Source organism: Paenibacillus taiwanensis DSM 18679 (genome assembly GCF_000425125.1).
Taxonomy (GTDB): domain Bacteria; phylum Bacillota; class Bacilli; order Paenibacillales; family Paenibacillaceae; genus Paenibacillus_B; species Paenibacillus_B taiwanensis.
Genome location: NZ_KE384307.1, coordinates 435593 through 454900, shown reverse-complemented (window position 1 = coordinate 454900; position 19308 = coordinate 435593). Strand labels below are relative to the sequence as shown.

At 45.6% G+C, this 19308-nt stretch carries 17 protein-coding genes and 1 riboswitch; of the genes, 3 read left to right on the top strand and 14 right to left on the bottom strand.

Translation table 11 applies throughout. The annotated features are described in order from the left end of the window. Positions 1–97: 97 nt before the first annotated feature. The 3 genes from H509_RS0116035 to H509_RS0116025 form a co-directional block, all read right to left on the bottom strand. Positions 98–970 (bottom strand): sugar phosphate isomerase/epimerase family protein, encoded by an 873-nt coding sequence (locus H509_RS0116035; protein ID WP_028545974.1) that lies wholly within the window; start codon positions 968–970, stop codon positions 98–100. An 87-nt stretch (positions 971–1057) separates the two neighbouring features. Beyond that, positions 1058–2122 carry a Gfo/Idh/MocA family protein gene (locus H509_RS0116030; RefSeq protein WP_028545973.1) on the bottom strand — a complete coding sequence of 355 codons (1065 nt, stop codon included), beginning with the start codon at positions 2120–2122 and terminating at the stop codon, positions 1058–1060. 53 nt (positions 2123–2175) lie between these two features. Beyond that, entirely contained in the window at positions 2176–3039 is an 864-nt protein-coding gene (locus H509_RS0116025) for a sugar phosphate isomerase/epimerase family protein (protein WP_028545972.1), read from the bottom strand. A gap of 300 nt (positions 3040–3339) precedes the next feature. Between H509_RS0116025 and H509_RS0116020 the strand changes: the two genes are divergently transcribed. Beyond that, positions 3340–4413 carry a hypothetical protein gene (locus H509_RS0116020; protein WP_028545971.1) on the top strand — a complete coding sequence of 358 codons (1074 nt, stop codon included), beginning with the start codon at positions 3340–3342 and terminating at the stop codon, positions 4411–4413. A gap of 212 nt (positions 4414–4625) precedes the next feature. Next, positions 4626–5300, top strand: coding sequence for a M50 family metallopeptidase (locus H509_RS0116015; protein WP_028545970.1), 675 nt, complete (start codon positions 4626–4628; stop codon positions 5298–5300). A 149-nt stretch (positions 5301–5449) separates the two neighbouring features. Here the strand turns inward: H509_RS0116015 and H509_RS0116010 are convergent, their stop codons facing one another. The 6 genes from H509_RS0116010 to H509_RS0115985 form a co-directional block, all read right to left on the bottom strand. Continuing rightward, positions 5450–6460, bottom strand: a complete 1011-nt coding sequence (locus H509_RS0116010) for an ABC transporter ATP-binding protein (protein WP_051287261.1) — start codon at positions 6458–6460, stop codon at positions 5450–5452. Next, positions 6453–7439 carry an ABC transporter ATP-binding protein gene (locus H509_RS0116005; RefSeq protein WP_036697623.1) on the bottom strand — a complete coding sequence of 329 codons (987 nt, stop codon included), beginning with the start codon at positions 7437–7439 and terminating at the stop codon, positions 6453–6455. Before H509_RS0116005 ends, H509_RS0116010 begins: the two co-directional genes overlap by 8 nt. A gap of 13 nt (positions 7440–7452) precedes the next feature. Continuing rightward, positions 7453–8379 carry an oligopeptide ABC transporter permease gene (opp4C, locus tag H509_RS0116000; protein ID WP_028545967.1) on the bottom strand — a complete coding sequence of 309 codons (927 nt, stop codon included), beginning with the start codon at positions 8377–8379 and terminating at the stop codon, positions 7453–7455. A gap of 74 nt (positions 8380–8453) precedes the next feature. Then, the gene (locus H509_RS0115995; protein WP_028545966.1) at positions 8454–9407 is read right to left on the bottom strand and encodes an ABC transporter permease; all 954 of its coding nucleotides are present in this window, start codon (positions 9405–9407) and stop codon (positions 8454–8456) included. 65 nt (positions 9408–9472) lie between these two features. Continuing rightward, positions 9473–11215 (bottom strand): ABC transporter substrate-binding protein, encoded by a 1743-nt coding sequence (locus tag H509_RS0115990; protein ID WP_028545965.1) that lies wholly within the window; start codon positions 11213–11215, stop codon positions 9473–9475. A gap of 448 nt (positions 11216–11663) precedes the next feature. Beyond that, a complete protein-coding gene (locus tag H509_RS0115985; protein ID WP_245596111.1) occupies positions 11664–12617 on the bottom strand; it encodes a helix-turn-helix domain-containing protein in 954 nt (317 codons plus the stop codon). Positions 12618–12770: 153 nt separating this feature from the next. On the opposite strand from H509_RS0115985, the gene H509_RS0115980 reads away from it, so the two are divergent. Beyond that, positions 12771–13457, top strand: coding sequence for an MOSC domain-containing protein (locus H509_RS0115980; protein ID WP_028545963.1), 687 nt, complete (start codon positions 12771–12773; stop codon positions 13455–13457). 142 nt (positions 13458–13599) lie between these two features. Here the strand turns inward: H509_RS0115980 and H509_RS0115975 are convergent, their stop codons facing one another. The 5 genes from H509_RS0115975 to H509_RS0115955 all read right to left on the bottom strand — a co-directional run bounded on the left by H509_RS0115975 (position 13600) and on the right by H509_RS0115955 (position 18765). Beyond that, positions 13600–15045: an MDR family MFS transporter gene (locus tag H509_RS0115975; protein ID WP_028545962.1), complete on the bottom strand. Its 1446-nt coding sequence runs from the start codon at positions 15043–15045 to the stop codon at positions 13600–13602. 229 nt (positions 15046–15274) lie between these two features. Next, entirely contained in the window at positions 15275–15967 is a 693-nt protein-coding gene (locus H509_RS0115970) for an ABC transporter permease (RefSeq protein ID WP_028545961.1), read from the bottom strand. Positions 15968–15992: 25 nt separating this feature from the next. Continuing rightward, complete coding sequence (locus H509_RS0115965) at positions 15993–16895, bottom strand: glycine betaine ABC transporter substrate-binding protein (protein ID WP_028545960.1); 903 nt, start codon at positions 16893–16895, stop codon at positions 15993–15995. A 33-nt stretch (positions 16896–16928) separates the two neighbouring features. Then, the gene (locus H509_RS0115960) at positions 16929–17588 is read right to left on the bottom strand and encodes an ABC transporter permease (protein ID WP_028545959.1); all 660 of its coding nucleotides are present in this window, start codon (positions 17586–17588) and stop codon (positions 16929–16931) included. Positions 17589–17592: 4 nt separating this feature from the next. Continuing rightward, positions 17593–18765, bottom strand: coding sequence for an ABC transporter ATP-binding protein (locus tag H509_RS0115955; RefSeq protein WP_028545958.1), 1173 nt, complete (start codon positions 18763–18765; stop codon positions 17593–17595). Positions 18766–19137: 372 nt separating this feature from the next. After that, positions 19138–19271, bottom strand: a riboswitch (cyclic di-AMP (ydaO/yuaA leader). Positions 19272–19308: the final 37 nt, after the last annotated feature.

Sequence of the window (19308 nt, the reverse complement as noted above, 5' to 3'; positions counted from 1 at the left end):
TTATCTCTTACTATTTAATTAGCCGTTAGCGTCAACTGCCATGACACGGTCAATTTCGGTTTTCGTATTACAATTAATCATCTATTACATATAACGCTTACTTGTAACGCTTAATAAATTGTACCGCCTTATGAATATCGACTTCTGGCGAGTCGCCCACTTCTCGTTCGATCGTCAAATATCCGGTGTACCCGATATCAGCAATGGCACGGAAATAAGCATCAAAATCTACTTTTCCCTCGCCTAATGGCAGCTCGGCAAACGGGCCAGATGTGGCCATCTCGGCAATTTTCTCATGCGTCATCGGCTCGTAGCCAAGCATCCCGTATACATCACGCGGATCTACTTCCCGCAGCTTCACACCGTCCTTAACATGTGTGTGCACCACATAATCTTTCAGTGTAATGATCCCTTGTACCGGATCATCTCCCGTTACCATGACCATGTTAGCTGGGTCAAAGTTAACTGCCACACCTTTTCCTGTGAGCGTGTCCAAGAACGATTTCAAATGTGCTGCTGTTTCTGGACCCGTCTCAATCGCAAAATGCCCGCCTAAACTGTTTGCATATAAGCTCAACTCTTCACACGACTTTTGCATCTCATCGAAAATATAGTTTTGCTCGTGAGGCACCAGCCCGATATGGGTCGTCACGATATGGGTACCCAGATCAAATGCCAGATCCATAATCCGCTTCGACTTCTCAATTTTGGCCGGATTAGCTTCCTTGTCCTGAAAGCCGTGACCTCCAAGGTCACCAACTAGTGCGGATACTTGCAGTCCCAGACTGTCGATATAATCTTTTAGTTCCTTACGGGCCGCAGCACTTAGATTAGCGGGGTCCATTTCACCTGACACGGCATATATTTGCACGCCGTCTGCGCCGACTTCCTTGGCCTTGACTAGTGCTTCCCTTACAGGCAAACGAAAACTATCTGTAATGACCCCTATAGGGTTATTCAGCTTAACCATACCCGTGTACACTCCTCTATTAGAACTTTTCTGAACTGACAACTTCTCTTCTACTTCAACGAATAGATCCCAAATGTATGGTTAACGTTATGAGGAGTAGACAACTTCGCGTCCTGTCGCACTGGACTCATAAATTCCACACAATATTTTGAGCATCTCGACGCCGTCCTCAACTGGACAGATCGTTTCTTCCTTACCCAGACAGCAGTTTACAAAATGATCAATTTCATTCTGGAATCCTTTATCAAAATCAAAGCTCAAATGATCGATCTGCGGTGTCATATTAATCATCGTATTATGCTTTTCACCGATGATCGCCAACTTTGGCTCGATCTCCGCGCCACCTTTTTCACCAAATAGCTTCATGCTGAGCTCATCTTCTTTTGCCATCAAGGAGAAGCTGACATCAACGACAAGCGATGCGCCATTTTCAAACCGAATCAAAGCATTCGCCATGTCCTCCACCGTATTATGTTGTGCATCATAGTCCGCAGCTTTGTAAAAATCATAATTTTCGATATGATTACGATTGCCAAGCTTCTTGTAAGTATTACCAGTGACCGATTTGACCTTGGGCTTGCCCATCATGTACCAGCACAAATCGATGACATGGACACCGAGATCAATCAATGGACCGCCGCCTGAACGCTCAACATCACTGAACCACCCGCCAGGATTGCCGAGACGACGGATACAAGATGCTTTTGCGTAATAAATATCTCCCAAATCCCCCGCATCAATAAATTTCTTCAGCACTTGAGTGTTGGTACCATAACGACGAACGTAACCTACTTGAAGCGTGCGGTCAGATGTACGCACAGCCTCTTCTACAGCCAGAGCTTCCTCTACTGTCTTACACATCGGCTTCTCGACCAGCACATGCTTACCCGCCTTGACTGCCGCAATACTGATCGGAGCATGAGTGTTGTTCCATGTACAAATGCTAACAGCATCAATATCAGCATTCGCAAGCAGCTCGTTATAATCTGTGTACACGTGAGTGGCACCGTATTTTTCCGCTTTTGCCTTCGCTCGCTCCTCATTTAAATCACAGATTGCGTAAATTTCGACATGATCATTTTTTTGGTATCCGTCCAGATGACATTCGGAAATGGAGCCTGCACCGATAACACCGACTTTAATTTTGCTCATCTCAATCCCCCTCCATAAATGTAATGCTCTTATTCCTAATCTACGCTTGTTGGTCAGGCTTGCTCCCAGAGCCGACGCGCGTTGGCAATTGCAATACGAGTGGCCTGCAAACAATCTTCCATCCCTTCAAATTCGATGGAGAAGTAACCGTCATACCCATTGTTTTTGATAACTTGTATAATGTCGCTAATCGGCAAATCTCCTTGTCCTACAATCGCGCCGCGCAAATACTGGCCGTGCAAGGAGTTAAACCAGCCTTCCCCGGGATTGTAGTCGGCAGGTCGAATATAAAAATCCTTCAAATGTACCATGGATGCATACGGCAAATTTTGCTGCACCGCATACAAAGACGGTTCATCAACACAAATAAAGTTGCCAACGTCAAGCGTAGTTTTGAAGTTCGGCCGATTCACCGCTAATACGAGCCGGCGTACACGCTCACTTGCCTGCAAGTAGAAGCCATGATTCTCAACACTGGTTGTGATGCCGTATTTTAAAGCATAGTCTGCTACACGTTGGCAGGCTGCAACAAGCTGCGGAAAGTCCTGCTCAAAGTACTCCGTCCCTGTCATTGCATGTGGTCTGGAGGCCACGTCATGTCTCATCAGCTTTACGCCTAAACGGTGTGCAACATCTACATGTGCTTGAACCCGCTTCACCTCAGCCTCAAAAGCAGCTTCATCCAGCCCCGCAAAATTTGCACCGATACAATAATTGGACAATTCCAAGCCGATTTCTTCCGCTTTAGTACGAATATCTTCTGCCAATTGGGAATCATCCAGCAGATCAAATCCAAGCGGAACGATTTCTGCGTGCTCTGCACCCTGTTCTTTTAACCATTCCAGGGCACCCAGCACATCCAATTGACCGCTCTGGATTGCATTGTACAAGCTATAAGTACTAACTCCAAGTTTCATGTGAATCACTCCATTTCTCTAGTTGGGCAATCGCTGCTCAGCATTCATGCAAGCGCTCGCAAGTTGTAGTGTTCTCTTCCTACATTATAGGTCGAAAACGTTTACATCCATTGCACTATGTTCCACAAATGTTGTACTTTCTTACACAGATTTGATTCCACTACGTACTGTATTCACTTTATTCAAATAATACAGCTTCATGACGAACAGGATCTTTTCCCATTTTATAACTGGATATGATAGGTTTGTCATTTTATAATAGAAGAGTTTGCAAAATAGAAATAGGGGGAACTATCAACCATGAAAAGATCATACTGGCTTTTACTTGTTCTGGTTATGTTTATTTGCTTTACTCCATCTATAGGAGCAGCTCCGCAGGTTAGTACGAATAAAGAAATTAGTACCTTTTATAACGGCAAGCTGCAACTATCACCTTACAAAGCGATTATTGTAAACGACAATACAACTTATGTCCCGCTCCGGCTTATCGAATCGTTTGATCATATTAACGTTCAATATGAGGGGCCTTCCATCCGCGTTGTTACCGATAAAGGAACGTTTTCGATCGATAAGCAAAATACGATTCTGCACCAGAATACGACATATATCACCTTTAAGAAGCTGCAGCAGATGAGCACGATTACAGGAAAATACATATCAAGTGCAACATCGCTGTTTCTATGGGATACCGCGGTTGGGTCAGCCAAGACTGACGAGTTGATCTATCATATCTCAACTGTGCCTGGTAGACTGCGTGAAGACTTTGGCAAAAAAATATTTCCCACCTCTGAATTCAGTTCCAGATGGATCATCGACGTCACAAAATCTGCCGTTGACCCTGATTATTACAACATCGAGGTCATGAAGCCTGATGGGACAACGGAAACGATTCCCTCTAAATATGTATCCGAGACAGATTTACGTGTAGTAAAGAACATACTGCTTAACAAAACCATGTGGACAAACAAAAGTAAAGCAGCTACGACTTTCAGCTCTAATCTGAAACACCTTGAAAAAGTTACAATAACTTCGATCAAGTATAAGGACAGCAGCTTACACTACACGCTGCGTAAGCAAAATGGAACTCAAGCGACTGTATCCCATGCTGTTTTTGGAACAGGATCAATGAGTGAAAGGTTTCCGTTTTTCAGCAAGAATATAAAAAATTTGTATAATTGGAAACAAAGTATATGGAAGAGTATCGAAAATGAAACGGTAACCGTCGGAATGGAGATGTTTCAAGTTTGGTTGGCTTGGGGTGAGCCAGATAGAACTTATCCTTCTGATTCCCCTATTGGTGACGCAGATATGTGGATTTATGGTAATACCTATTTGCATTTCACGAACTACAAACTAAGTCTCATACAAAACTAATAACGAAGCTGATGCCCCTGTAAAGGGGCGTCGGCCTTTCCTTTTACATCCTTCTGCTCCTGTACCCTGTTACGTTAACCGCTATAGTTACATGTACAATGCCATCTTTTTCAACATCATCCACTTCCATTCATATAAAAAATGACGTGATGTCCCGCTCCCGTTTCGTTACAATAGAAGAGCGTATTGTGGCACTAACAGGAGGTTAAAAGATGAATCGCTGGTGGAAAACGATTTTATTTATAATAGGTGCGGCAGTGCTGACACGGTTCATTCCGTTCTCTTCTTTTTTCAGAAGTGTGGATACGTTAATCCATGAATTTGGCCATGCCTTAATGACACTGCTTGTGTCAGGAAAAGTGTGGTACATCCATTTGTTTGCGGATCATAGTGGAGTCACCTACTCCTCAGCCACTCATGCATGGCAGTTTATACCGATCGCACTAGCCGGTTATCTTACATCGGCACTATTTGCCATGCTGTTATTTTTCCTGTATTCTCGCAGCAGGACGCAAGCAGGACTGATCGTACTAACCGCGCTGGCCGCTCTTTGTCTAATCTTCTTCTTGCGTAATTCGTTTGGCGTAACGTGGGGCATCGGATTTATTTTATTAAGCGGAGCAGTATGTTTTGCTCCTTGGCGCTGGTTGCAGGAGTTTTACTATTTGCTAGTTGCGTTTATTTGTCTCGTGGAATCCGTGTTAAGCCCTTTGATCCTGGTGATGTTGTCCATACAAAGTCCTGCGCAAGCAGGCGATGCAGCTAACTTGGCGCGGATGACCGCCGTTCCGGCTTTGTTCTGGTCCTTGCTCTTTGTACTGGCTACCGTCGCATGCGCACGTGTGTCGATGAGCTTGTTCTTTAAGCCGCGGCCAGTCCGAGAATAAATGCGAACTGACGCTTGGAATCCACGCGATTAGCGGCAGGACGCCAATCTAATGAACAGCTATCGCCCTCTCTTCAAGCAACACACCCCCCTGGCTTGCAGGCCAGGGGGGTGTGTTGCTTCGACTGAAGTCGGGACACCAGTTTATAGTTAGACCAGGTGGCAAGCTACATAATGCTCGCTGCCCATGTGCCGGAACTCCGGCACGAGCTGACGGCAGATGTCCGTCGCATATGGGCAGCGCGTATGGAACTTACATCCTGCCGGCGGATTCGCCGGATTCGGGATGTCGCCTTTTAATACGATACGCTCGCGTTTTAGACGCGGGATCGGCACAGGCACTGCGGATAGGAGTGCCTTCGTATAGGGATGCAGCGGATGTGTAAACAATTCGTCACGCGGTGCTGTCTCCATCATCGTTCCGAGGTACATCACGCCGATACGAGAACATAAATGTTCAACTACACTTAAATCATGTGAGATAAACAAATAGGTTAACCCGCGTGTCATCTGCAACTTGCGGAACAAATTTATAATCTGTGCTTGAATAGATACATCAAGCGCAGATACAGGCTCGTCAGCAATAATTAAGTCAGGATTCAGTATAAGCGCACGTGCAATACCGATGCGCTGACGCTGGCCTCCTGAAAATTCATGCGGAAAACGATCGATATGATAGGAAGAAAGACCGCATGCTTGCAGCACATCCAACACCCGATCACGAGTTTCTTCTTTTGGTGCAAGTCCGTGGTTAAGCAGCGCCTCTCCAATGGCATCGCCAACCCGAACCCTCGGATTAAGCGAGCTGTACGGATCTTGGAAAATAAGCTGCATTTTCGGACGCAGATGCCGCAGTTCTTTCTCCGGCATGTTATAAAGATCGTTCCCTTTATACAACACTTCGCCAGATGTTTTCTCGGTTAATCGGATAATCGATCTGCCAACTGTGCTCTTACCGCTGCCTGATTCCCCTACCAAGCCAAATGTCTCTCCTGCCTGCAGCGTGAGACTGATGCCATCTACCGCTTTGACGTAACCAACCGTCCGATTAAACAAGCCCGACTTAATCGGAAAGTATGTTTTCAAATCCTTAACTTCAAGCAGAGGGGCATTTTGCTGCGGCGTAATCCCCTCAGAGGCTGCAATCGTCAGTTCAGCCATGACTTACACCCTCCTCGTACAGCCAGCAGGCCACTTTTTGTCTCCCTGCCCTGGAGTGAAGCACAGGCTGCTGCGTTCGACATATGGACATGCAATGCTCACATCTGTCATAAAAATAACACGATTCCTTTAATTCAAGAGGATTAGGCACTTGACCAGGAATGGAATACAGCTCATCCTGACGCTGGCCGATGATGGGCTTGGAACGTAACAGTCCTTGTGTATAGGGATGCAACGGATGCTCAAACAGCTCCACTACATCACCTTCCTCCACAATTTTGCCAGAGTACATGACGATAACATAATCCGCAATCTCGGCTACTACGCCCAGATCATGCGTAATTAACAAAATGGAAGTGTTGGATTCCTCCTTGATCTGACGCAGCATATCCAAAATTTGCGCTTGGATCGTTACATCTAGTGCCGTCGTCGGCTCATCAGCAATCAGCAGCTTTGGATTACAGGAAATCGCGATAGCAATCATAATCCGCTGCAGCATACCACCGCTTAATTCATGCGGGTAACTGTCTACAATTTGCTCTGGTCGAGAGATGCCCACCAATTCGACTAGCTCAATTGCTCGCTTACGTGCTTCCTTTTTACTTAGCTTCTGATGCTCCATCAGCGGCTCCATCACCTGCATGCCAATCGTCAGCACCGGATTCAGCGATGACATCGGCTCCTGAAAGATCATCGCGATGTCGTTGCCGCGAATTTGACGTAGTTCATGTTTGTCGATACGGAGCAAATCTCTTCCTTCAAAATGAATCCGCCCGTCTACCACCTTGCCGCTTGGCTCCTCGACCAGCCCCATAATCGACATCGCGGTCACACTTTTGCCGCATCCCGATTCGCCTACGATACAGACTGTCTCTCCTTCACGAATACGTAGACTGACGTCATTAACCGCTTTAACGGCACCTTCCTCTGTATAGAAATACGTACTGAGATGATCAATCTCGATTACATTATTTTTCATCAGCTGTCATTCCTTACTTCTTCTGTTTAGGGTCCAACACATCCCGCAGCCCATCCCCAAAAATGTTAATCGCAATAACCGTTGTAAAAATGGCCACACCAGGCGGTATCCACAGCCAAGGGTGCTGTTCAAAGTCTATTAGATTGTTTGCCGCATCAATCATGTTCCCCCACGTTGGTGTCGGAGGCATAACACCTAAGCCAAAGAAGCTCAGTACAGACTCGCTTAAAATGGCACCGCCAATACTTAGTGTCGAAATCACGATAAGCAGCGGGACGATGTTCGGAATCATATGGTTAAATAGCTTCCTGCGGTCATTTAACCCCAGCACAATAGCGGCTTGCATATATTCACGTTCGCGGATTGTAAGCATCTGGCTGCGAACAAGCCGCGCAAGACCCGGCCAGCCCACAAAGCTCAGCATTAACATAACGATGTACATGCGATATTCAACGGGTACTTTCCATTCGGACAATAACGCACCAAGTATAAATAAGATCGGCAAGCTTGGAATCGTTAATAACAAGTCGGCAATCCGCATAATGATCTGGTCAACAATACCTCTGTAATATGCGGCAACAGCGCCTAATATGGACCCGATAATAACCGAGATGATCATTGAGGCAATCCCGACCGTTAAAGAGATCCGACCCGCTTGCAGCAATCGTGTCAGCACATCCCGTCCAAGCAAGTCGGTGCCTAGCCAATGTTTAAACGAAGGTGCCTGATTCATAATGGCTGGATTAATCTTGTTGTTGGCATAAGGTGAAAATAAAGGCCCGAAAAAGCACACAAGAAACATAAACACAATAAAAGCCAATCCGGCCATAGCCAGCTTATTTTTACGGAGACGACGGAAAGCTTGGCGCCATAACGAAGAGCGAATCGGACTTGCCGCTGTTTGCTTCGTGTCCGCTAATCCGCCAGTAATGGATGACATGGTGAAACCTCCCTGCAATACGCGTTAAACTAATAATTGCTGCCTATGCTTATGCCCTGTTCGCTGCTTTATCTTCACAGCTTGACGCGTGGATCGGCTACATGGTACAAAATGTCCGATATTAAGGTGCCTATTACCGTTAAAATGGCGATAAACATCGTAAAGCCCATAAGCAGCGGATAATCCCTGACGGTAAAGGACTGCATATACAGTTGACCGATTCCAGGCCAGTTAAATATTTTCTCAATGATTAGCGAGCCTCCAAACAAGCCTGGCAGTTCAAAACCAATCAGCGTAATCGCTGGCAGCATCGCATTACGAAGCGCATGTCGGTAAAGCACAACTCGTTCCTTCATCCCTTTCGCGCGTGCTGTACGTATAAAGTCCTGACGAATGACGTCCAGCATATTGCTGCGGAAATAACGGGTGAGCGACCCAACACCAAGCAGCGTCATTACGACGACGGGGAGAAACATATGGTGGACCACTTCCTTTATATATTCCATACCGGTAGCGTTGCTTCCCGTAACCAGCATGCCACCTGGCGGCAGCCACTTCAGATCAACGGCCATTATCTTGATGAGAAACAGCCCGATAAAGAAAGAAGGAATCGACATCGCCGCAAATATAAAAATCATCACCATCGTATCAAACCAAGAATATTGTTTGTAGGCCGCCACCACACCGATGACAACGGCCAGCAGCCAAGTAAAAAACGTTGACGTAATAGCCAGCAGAAATGAATTCCAAATATAATCGTTAAACAACGTCAGGACAGGCTTCTGCTGCGATAACGAAAATCCGAAGTTGCCGTGGAACGCATTGTTCATCCAATTCATATACCGTTCAAGCACAGGCTTGTTTAAGCCGTATATTTCTCGCAGCTCGGCCTTGCGTTCTGCTGGCAGCTTAAAGTTATTGGTGACGAAGTCGCCTGGCATCATCGCATACAGTAAAAAGATAAGCAGCGAAGCGCCTAACAATATGAGTATCATGTACATCAATCTACGCATTAAATAGGTACTCATGACCTTCTCCTTTGCAAGTCATTCACCCCCGGGGAGGTATGTTGCAGCCCGGGGGCAAGGAGTTGTTATTTTAATTTCCAGTCAGGCAGGCTGGCAGACAAACCTCGCAGCGGGCTAATGGATAAGCCCTCGATCCGACCATTGTAAGCGACTACTAATTTTCGATAACTCGTAAAAATGTATGGCGCATCGTCATTAATAATTTGATACAGCTCTTTGTATACCGCTTTTCGCGCTTCGATATCACTTGTGGCCAGCCCTTTTTCGTACAATTCCTTCACTTTTGGATTATCGTATCCTTTCACTTCTCCATTCACGAAGGAAATCACACCATCTGAAGGATCACCTAAAATCGGCGTGGAGAACGATACCAGATCAAAGTCTCCGCTCTCAAATTTGGCAATTTGCGCGTTAAAGTCCGCAAATTGCTCTGCTTCCAGTTGAACACCAATCGCCGTATAGTTTTCTTTTGCCACAGCAATAAAAATATCTGTCGCTTTACTTTTTGAACCTATGAAATGGATTTTCAGCTTCTGGCCATCCTTTTCCCGAATACCGTCAGCGCCTTCTTTCCATCCAGCCTCATCAAGCAGTTGCTTTGCTTTTTCCGGATCGTAGTTATACGGATTAATGCCCTCTTCTGTATAGGACCAGGCGATGGGTGACGCCGGAATATTAGCAATCTGTCCTGCTCCTTGGTTCGCGTCAACGTAAATCGTTTTGCGGTCCAAGCCGTAGGTCAGCGCTTGGCGCACTTTTTTGTCTTTAAGTGTTGGATGCTCCAGGTTAAATTGCAAATAACCATAGTTGTTTGCTGTGTAAGGAATGATGTTAAGGAAGCCCAGTCCCTTTAATTTATCTATATTTTCTTGTGTAGCCTGGAAGCTGCCATAGTCCTGTTCACCCGTCTCTATAAATTGCCAAGTATCCCCTTCTGTTGTTTTATAAATAAAATGCTCCGTTTTCGGTTTGCCTTTGTAATAAAACTCATTTGCTACAAATCGTACCTCTTGACCTGGAATAAACTTCTCCAGCTTGTACGGACCAGTCCCTACAGGTGTTGCGTGGAGCTTTTTAATATAGTCGAGACTGCCAAACGTATAGTCTTTGCCGTAATACGCTTTGGACAAAATTTCACTGCCTAATATAGTAAGCCCCTTAGCATTAGGCTTCTCAATTGTGACAGCAATGGTTTGTGGATCAATAATTTTAATGCCCTCGATCGACTTCGCCTTGCCTTCTTTGTATGCCTTGCCACCTTTAATCGCAATCGTCGTCAGCAGCTCGCTTTGGCCGTCATAAGACTTATCGTGGATTAGCGTCCACGTGAAGGCAACATCCTCCGCAGTGAGTGGTGTACCATCACTGAACTTTAATTCTTTGCGGAGATGGAACGTATAAGTTAAACCATCTGAGGATATATCCCATTTTTCAGCAAGGTCTGGAATCGGAAGCCCTTTATCATCCACCGTTACCAGTGACGCATACAGTACAGAGGAAACGTTGCCGTCATAACCGCTCTGTTGGAAATAAGGTGTGAAGGCACCACTCGGATCTGTAAGCCCAACAATAATCGTATCCGTCCGTTTTTGCGCTTGGGCTGGAAGCTTGGAGAGGTCACTCGCTGCAATTGGCGCCGTGAGCTCCGTTGTCGCAGTTGTTGTACTGCTGTTCTCCGTTCCTTTAGTGTCTGCTGCCGATGTCTGCGTGCTGTTTGAAGCTGGTGTTGAACTATCATTGGAGCAAGCCGCCAATAAGATGCTGCTCGCCATTGTGATCGACAATAAGGTAATCAATAATTTCTTCATCGTGACCCTCCATGAAAACATTTATTTATTATTTATAATTCCAATATGCTAACTAGGAATTTAATGAGTCTCATTATAGACCCATAGTTAATAAATGTAAACCCATCTTTTCGTAAAATTTTCCTCTCGATTAATTCATGGGCTATTCTTGCGCAGCACCGTGCGTTTACACACCATAAAAAAAGCGAACAACCCTATACTGTATAAGGGTTATTCGCTTTCCAGATTATTTAGAAGTGTAACTTACACTTTGCATCTGTTGTCGACATCTTTAAGCTTTTTGTTTTTTATTTGACCTCAGTTAGAAGGTTTCACATGCACCTGCTGTGGATTATAAAGGCTTGAGTGCCGATTTCCATTTTGCGATGCCCGTTTCGTGTCCCCTGTTCCGCCGACGATAAGAACATAAATTCAAAGTGGATTTATGTTTCGCCCTCTATACTCCCCTTTATATAGATGAAGCATTTTTTTTAAAGTGGGTCGGTGTCACACCCGTCTGGCGCTTGAACACACGTGAAAAGTAAGGAACATCGTTAAAGCCAACTTGGAAGCAAATGTCTGTTACCGTCATGTCCGTATCAATGAGCATCGCAGCAGCTTGATGAACGCGGTAATCGATCAAATAGTCGTTATAAGTTTTTCCGGTAAAGCGCTTGAACAAGGCACAAAAATACGACTTGGAAATACTGAACTTGCGGCACAACTTCTCTAGCCGCAATTCTTCATTGTAGTGCTCATGAATATAGTGAATAGCCGCTGTCATCAGTTCTCTAAACTTCTCTACCCGCTCGTCTTCCTCATTGGATTGGCCTGATTGACGTGCCATCTCCCGCATAATAACGGACATCAGCTTCAACAAATTTGCTTTTAGCACTAATTCATAATAACGTTTGCCCGACTGGAACTCATCTAGCATTTCATGAAGCAGACGGGATACTTCCAAATCTGTTTCTCCACTGAGTGCAACTTTAGGAGTAACATGTTCCTCGTCCAACATAAATTGTTCCAAATAGGAGTAATCAAAACTATCTTTGCCTCCGCTATGTGGTTGATATTGTTCATCAATAAAATGTGGCAAAAACTCACACCCAATGATATCGATATCTTGACCTGGCACCAAATTAACCCGGTGAACAGCATAAGGTGGAATGACAAAGATATTCCCTTTGACCATCGAGTAGGTGTGCTGATTAATCGTATGAATGAACTCTCCTTTAACGACATACCAAATTTGAAAATAATCATGGGTATGGTCGCGGATGCTTCCACCGGCTCTATTCCAACGGTATACTTTAAATGGAAGTAATGTTCCAATTTCACTCTCCGCCCGATAAAAAATGACATCTTCTTTTTGGGGCTGCAACGGTACTAGGTTAGGCTCCTCATTCGACAACTTTATCACCCTGACTATACTGTTCATTTAATGGCAAATGCACTATATTATTAACTAGATTCGCTCGTACCGACTAAACGCTTCCTAGTTCGGACATATAACAAGCTTAACCTACGAACTCATACATGTAAATTGGTTACCGTATTCTGAAGGAGGCCTTTTATGCAAGCTGCAATTATTTCATTAAATGTCGCATTACCAACTGATTCGCTCACGTATAATGGCAAACCCGTTCGCTCCGGCATCGTTAAGCAGCCTGTTCAGCTGCCGATCCAATTGCAACAGCTTGGCTTTGAGGGTGATGGTGTCGCAGATACGAAGCACCACGGCGGCCCCGACAAAGCAATTTGCGTGTACCCGAGCGAGCATTATGACTTCTGGCAGCGAGAATGGGGCCACGAATTGCCGCATGCGGCGTTTGGCGAGAACTTAACGACTAGCGGACTAATTGAAACAAATGTTCATATTGGAGATATGTTTCGTATTGGAGAAGCTGTCGTACAGGTGACGCAGCCTCGTCAACCTTGCTTTAAGCTTGCTGCGCGTTACGATAAGAAAGAAATCCCGGTATGGATGCAGGACACCGGATTTACAGGCTATTATTTGCGAGTGATTGAGGAGGGGGTTGTACGTCCAGAAGATAAGCTGACTTTAATTCAAGCAGATGAAGCCGCCGTATCCATTCAATATGCGAATGAAGTGATGCATCATCACAAGCACGGGGAAGAAGGGGTCGCACGTATGCTTGCCAATCCCTCACTGTCCGCCAGTTGGCGTGCAACTTTGACGAAGCGGCTGCAAGGGATCCTGCAAGATACATCAGAACGTATTCAAGGCACACAAAGCTAGACGAGTTGATCGCTGCAAGGGCACATGTAGTCATTTAATGTACCGCTGAATACATTGCCTTAGCCGCCTAATAACGAAGTGCGCCCTTAACACCACGCTTGCACGGGCTAAGTGCGTTTAGCACGCTTTACCCTCCCGTTCTTTATTCCCCAGCCTGCTGCACAGACTTTTTCTTTCTATCTTTTAGGAGGAAAGCTACCGGAATTCCTACCAATGTCATGACAAAACTAATCAGATTAATATCATTAATACCGTGTGTATACGCAATCGGCTTCACTATCGCCGTGTCGCCCCCCGCAGCGCTAAGCTGTGCAGCATAAGCAAGGGTACGAGCCGCTAACAACGACGAGAACAAGCCAATGGACAGTGAAGCGAGTCCTTGACGAATCCAGCTATTGATGGACGAAGCGTACCCTGACCATTCCCTTTTTACAGCGCTCATCCCGGCATTCATCGCTGGCGTATTGGCAAGGGCTATTCCTACATTACGTAGTGCCATCCATAGTGTAATTTCCACATGGGGTGTATTTACTTCTAGCCGACTAAGCATGTAAGTGCCACAGCCCATAAACAGAAGGCCAACTATGATCAAAGGAACTGGGCCGTATTTGGTGTACCATCTCCCCGTAAAAGGAATAACCAACGCCATCAACAAGGAAGCCGGAAGCAAAATAAGCCCAGTCGTTAACGCAGATGCCCCCTGTACATTTTGTAGAAATAAAGGGGTTAACAAGCCGCCTGCATACAAACTGATCGTGATTATACTAACCAGTAACATCGAGTAAGAAAAGCGCAAATAACGGAATACACGGAATTCGAGCAAAGGATGCTCCTGTCGCAGTGAACGGCGAACAAACACCCCGATAATAAGCAGCCCTCCTATAATAAAGGCCAACGTCTTCACAGAAGCCCAGCCCCAGGCCTGCCCATTACCAAAAGCGAGCAACAGCAGCAAGCTGCCTGTTATAACCATCACGAAGCCAAGCTTATCGAATCGCTGCTGCTCACGCATCCGATACATTGGAATAAACTTGACAACGGCGAGCAGTGCCACCAATCCGATCGGCACGTTTATCCAGAACAGCCAGTGCCAATCAGCAACATGGATGATCCACCCCGCCAGAGTTGGGCCGATCGCAGGTGCAAGCATGGCGGACAAGCTCCAAATGCTAATAGCAAAGGCTTGCTGCTCTCGCGGTATAATTTGATATACGATAGTCATCGTTGTTGGCATAATGATACCGCTAAACAACCCCTGCAGCACCCGAAATACAATTAAGCTATGTTCATCCCAAGATATTGCACATAAAACAGAGGTGAGCACAAAGCCACTTAACGCAAATAAATATAGTCGTTTCGTACTCATCCGGTTAGCAAAATACCCGACAGCAGGTGCAACAGTACCCGTTGCCAGCATAAATCCTGTCAGCACCCATTGAATAGATGGCAGTTCCACGCCAAAATGCTTCATAAGGACAGGCAGTGCAACGTTAACGGTATTTGTACTTAAAACAGCAAGAAAATTGCCAAAAAAAATAGCAAACATTATACTCCAAAACGTGTTCTTGGATAATCGCTCCTCGTTCATAACTAACACTCCACCATTCACTTTGGTTCGTTCGGTATCGTTCCTTACCGACCTCCATTTCTTATTCCAGTGTAATAGCTTTGATTTAATACGTCAAATTTTACATATGTAATTTAAAACAAATAACATTTTATGCAGTGTCTCGTTCCGTAATACAGGCTACAAAAATACACCTTTTGAATAGCTTGCAAGCGCCTCAGCAGCGAGCTATTCAAAAGGTGTACGTTGTTTACGTGGTGCTTATTTTTTTATTTCCTTGACGCTTATGCTTACGCTCATCAAACTTAAGCTTGCGTTGGAAGTAGCCAAGCACAATATCTGCCACGATTGCAAGCAGTGCAGCAGGAATCGCACCCGCATAAATGCGCAGCGGGTTCTGGTTGTTAATGCCCGCGTAAATTTCGCGGCCAAGCCCTTCTCCGCCAACCATTGGCGCAATCGTGACAACTCCAATTGCAATGACAGCTGCGATGCGCAGTCCTGTCATAATGTACGTCAGCGCAAGCGGAAAGCGAACTTTCATTAGCAATTGCAGCGGACTCATGCCAATGCCGCGTCCTGCTTCAATATAGCTTGGGTTCACCTGCTTAAGCCCCACGTACGTATTTCTGACGATTGGATTTAACGAGTAGAACAGCAACCCAATAATGACGGTCGTGCTGCCAAGACCCAATACAAGCATTAGCAGCACAAGCAAAGCTAAGCTCGGCACGACCTGCAACACACCTGTAATACCTAGAATGAATTTGGCCAGCCTTTCATTTTTTGAACACCATATGCCTAACGGCAAACCAATAACAATCGCTAACCCGAGACCACTCAGCACCATCACAACATGGGACACAAAGTATTCCCAAAGCATGCCCGAGTTACGACTCATATAAGCTAACAAATCTGCGATCGACCATTCATAATTTCCCATAGTATCCTCCTTTCTTGTCTATACACTATTTCGTACGCAATAGTCCTTTGTCTTGCAAATATTGAAGCGCCACCTCGCGCTCACTCTTCTTCTCCATATCAACCTGATAATTCAAGTTGATCATCGTATTGACATCCATGCTCCCAATCAGCACCTCAATAGCCTTTGCTGCTTCCGGATGCTGCTGCAAAGCATCTTCGCGCATGACTGGCGACGCATCGTAGGGTGGGAAAAACTGCTTATCATCTGCTAATGTAACGAGATTGTATGCCTTTAAGCGCGAGTCTGTTGAATAGGCCACCACGATGTCCACTTGATTGTTCCCGACGGCCTGGTAAACTAAGCTTTGCTCCATCGGATACGACTTCCCGAATTTATATTGGTACGTGTTCTGGAACGCCGGATAGCCAACGTCCGTTCGTTCCAGCCAAGTTGTGTCTATCCCAAGTCGCAAATCTGCTGCATCTTTACTAATATCTGATATTTGCTTATACCCTTTTTCGTCCGCTAAATCTTTACGAACAGTGAAGGCATACGTATTTTCAAACCCTAACGAATCAAACCATTTGAGACCCCAATACTTATGAAAACCCTCCTTAGCCTGCTGCATCACAAGCGCGCGGTCTTTCGTCTCTTTGATCGGGAAATGGTTGTTAAAAATTTCTCCGCTGTACAAAGTGCCTAGCTGCACATCGTCATTTTTAATAGCATTTAAAACAACGGTGCTGGACGCGAGGTCAGGAATCACTTTGACCTTAATGTCCGTTTGATCCTCGATTAGTGCTTTATACATTTCAGCTAAGATCTTCGTTTCCGTAAACGTCTGTGTTCCGATAATTAATTGATGCTCCGTACCGCAGCCGGCTAGAAGCACCGATATCAGAAGCAACATTGCCGTAAGTCCGGCAGTTATTTTATTGCGTAGCATGCCGTTTCCTCCTCCACTTGCTCTCTTACGCATTTATGCAGCAATCGAACTTGTCCGTCCGAATCGTCTTGTTAGCAAACGTTCCAGCCAGCCAAGGAGCGCATCAGCAAGCAGCGCCAACAAAATCGCCCCTGCGGCTCCTGTCACAATTAACTCCAGCTTGTTCACGCCAAGCCCAGATACGATAAGCTGCCCAAGACCACCCGCACCAATCAGTGTCGCAAGCGTAGCCCAGCTAATAATGTACACCGTTGTAATACGTATTCCCGACATGACGTAAGGCAAGGATAACGGAAATTGAATGCGTAAAATACGCTGCATCGTTCCATACCCCATCCCCCGTGCCGATTCCAGCACACTGGAATCAACGGAAGCAAAGCCATCATACGTATTTCGCAGGATCGGCATGATGGAATACAGGAATAGAGCGACGATAGCAGGCTTCATTCCAATGCCAAGAAACGGAATAAGAATAGCTAGCAATGCCAGGCTAGGTACGGTCTGAAGAATATTTGCAAAGAAAAATACGATGCTGTTTATCCATTTGAAACGGTTATATACAAGTAATATACCTAATGGGATAGACAACAGGGAGCCTAATAATACCGCTGCAAAAGTGATAACTAAATGCTCCTGAAGTGCGATTGCAATATCAGCACCTCGTTCTTGAAAAAAGGATACCAAGTTATTCATAGGTCTACGCCTCCTCTCCGAGGCTTGACGCAAATTGTTCCACAATCGTCGGATACACTTCATTCAGATGCTTAACGATGCTGCCCCGCGTTATCAGTCCGAGCAGACGACCGTCGTCATCCACCACGGCCAAATTGGTCAACCTGTGATTGCTCATCATCTCAATTGCGACTGGCAGTGGTGTACCTGGAGCGACCTGATAACCAATAGGCCGCATGACGTCACCGACCGTTTTATTTTCCTCGTTAAACATATTAAGCACTCGATAAATGGACACGATGCCAAGCAGCTTGCGGAAGCGATCTACAACAAACAAGGAGTCAACCCTGCGCCCTTCCATAATTTTGACGGCTTCTGCCAAGCCACGGCTCGGGTACGTTGTTGCTGGCTGTGTAACCATGACATCATCTACCGTAGACAGACGAAGCGGCTCACCCTGTGGTCCTTCTTCCATCCGTTTTTGCCCGATAAAGGTGCGTACAAAATCATTAGCTGGATAACGTAAAATCGATTCGGGCGACCCCGTCTGAACAACCTCTCCATCCTTCATCATCACGATTGTATCCGCGATTTTGATCGCTTCATCCATGTCGTGGGTAACAAATATAATCGTCTTATGCAGTTCCTCTTGCAGACGGCTCAATTCCTCTTGCAGCTGTTCGCGACTTATTGGATCCAATGCACTAAACGGCTCATCCATCAGAATAATGTCCGGATCTGCCGCTAATGCACGAATTACGCCGATACGCTGCTGCTGTCCCCCGCTCAGCTCAGATGGATATCGATCACGGTAAACCTCTGGGTCCAAATTAACCATCCGCATCAATTCCTCCACTCGTGGTTGAATGCGATCCTGCTCCCATTTTTTCAGGTGAGGCACCACTGCTACATTTCTCGCAATGGTCATATGCGGAAACAAACCAACGTTCTGGATCACATAACCTATATTCCGTCTGAGCTCAACTGGGTTCTGTTCAGATATGTCCTTGCCATTAATAAGCACTTTACCGCTAGAAGGGGTAATCAAGCGATTGATCATTTTCATGGTAGTGGACTTGCCACACCCGCTCGGACCGATAAAGACAGTAAGCTCACCTTTTTTGATCGTGAGGTTAATATCTTTTAAGGCGTGGAATCCATCATCATATACTTTGTTTACCTGTTGTAGTTCAATCATTTACAGTCACCTCTTCTATCTATTCTGTTCAGTTCTAAGCCACGTGCGGACACCTTTTATCCTTAAACATATCCGGTTACGGCGAATCAAAATAAAAGCTGTCGTTGTGCTTTTCGTTCAAAAAAATGCGATTATAGCCAGTTTGTTCATAAACCTCCTTTCTAATTCGACGTTTGTGCAGCGCTGTGCCAGTTAATAAAAGAGATGGGCCGGGAGAGAAATAACACGGGTAATGAAGAGTGCTACTTGCGCGGGAATCCAAATAAGAAAACCCCGAACAAACGGATCGTCATCACGACATCCGATTCATCAGGGTCTGTAAATGCAAAAAAGAACCCAAAATCACGTTCGGGTCCTAAGCTAATAAATCATAAATAGACCCATCTCCTACTGACGAGGTTAGCTGACGGGCTCGGAAAAGATGGATTCCTACGCCATAATGGCGATTCGCCCCAATGAAACGGTTCCCCCGCTTCCCTTGGTCGGGAATTAAGCATATGTAATATTATATATAGGTTTATGCTTATAGTCAACTTTGGTCAA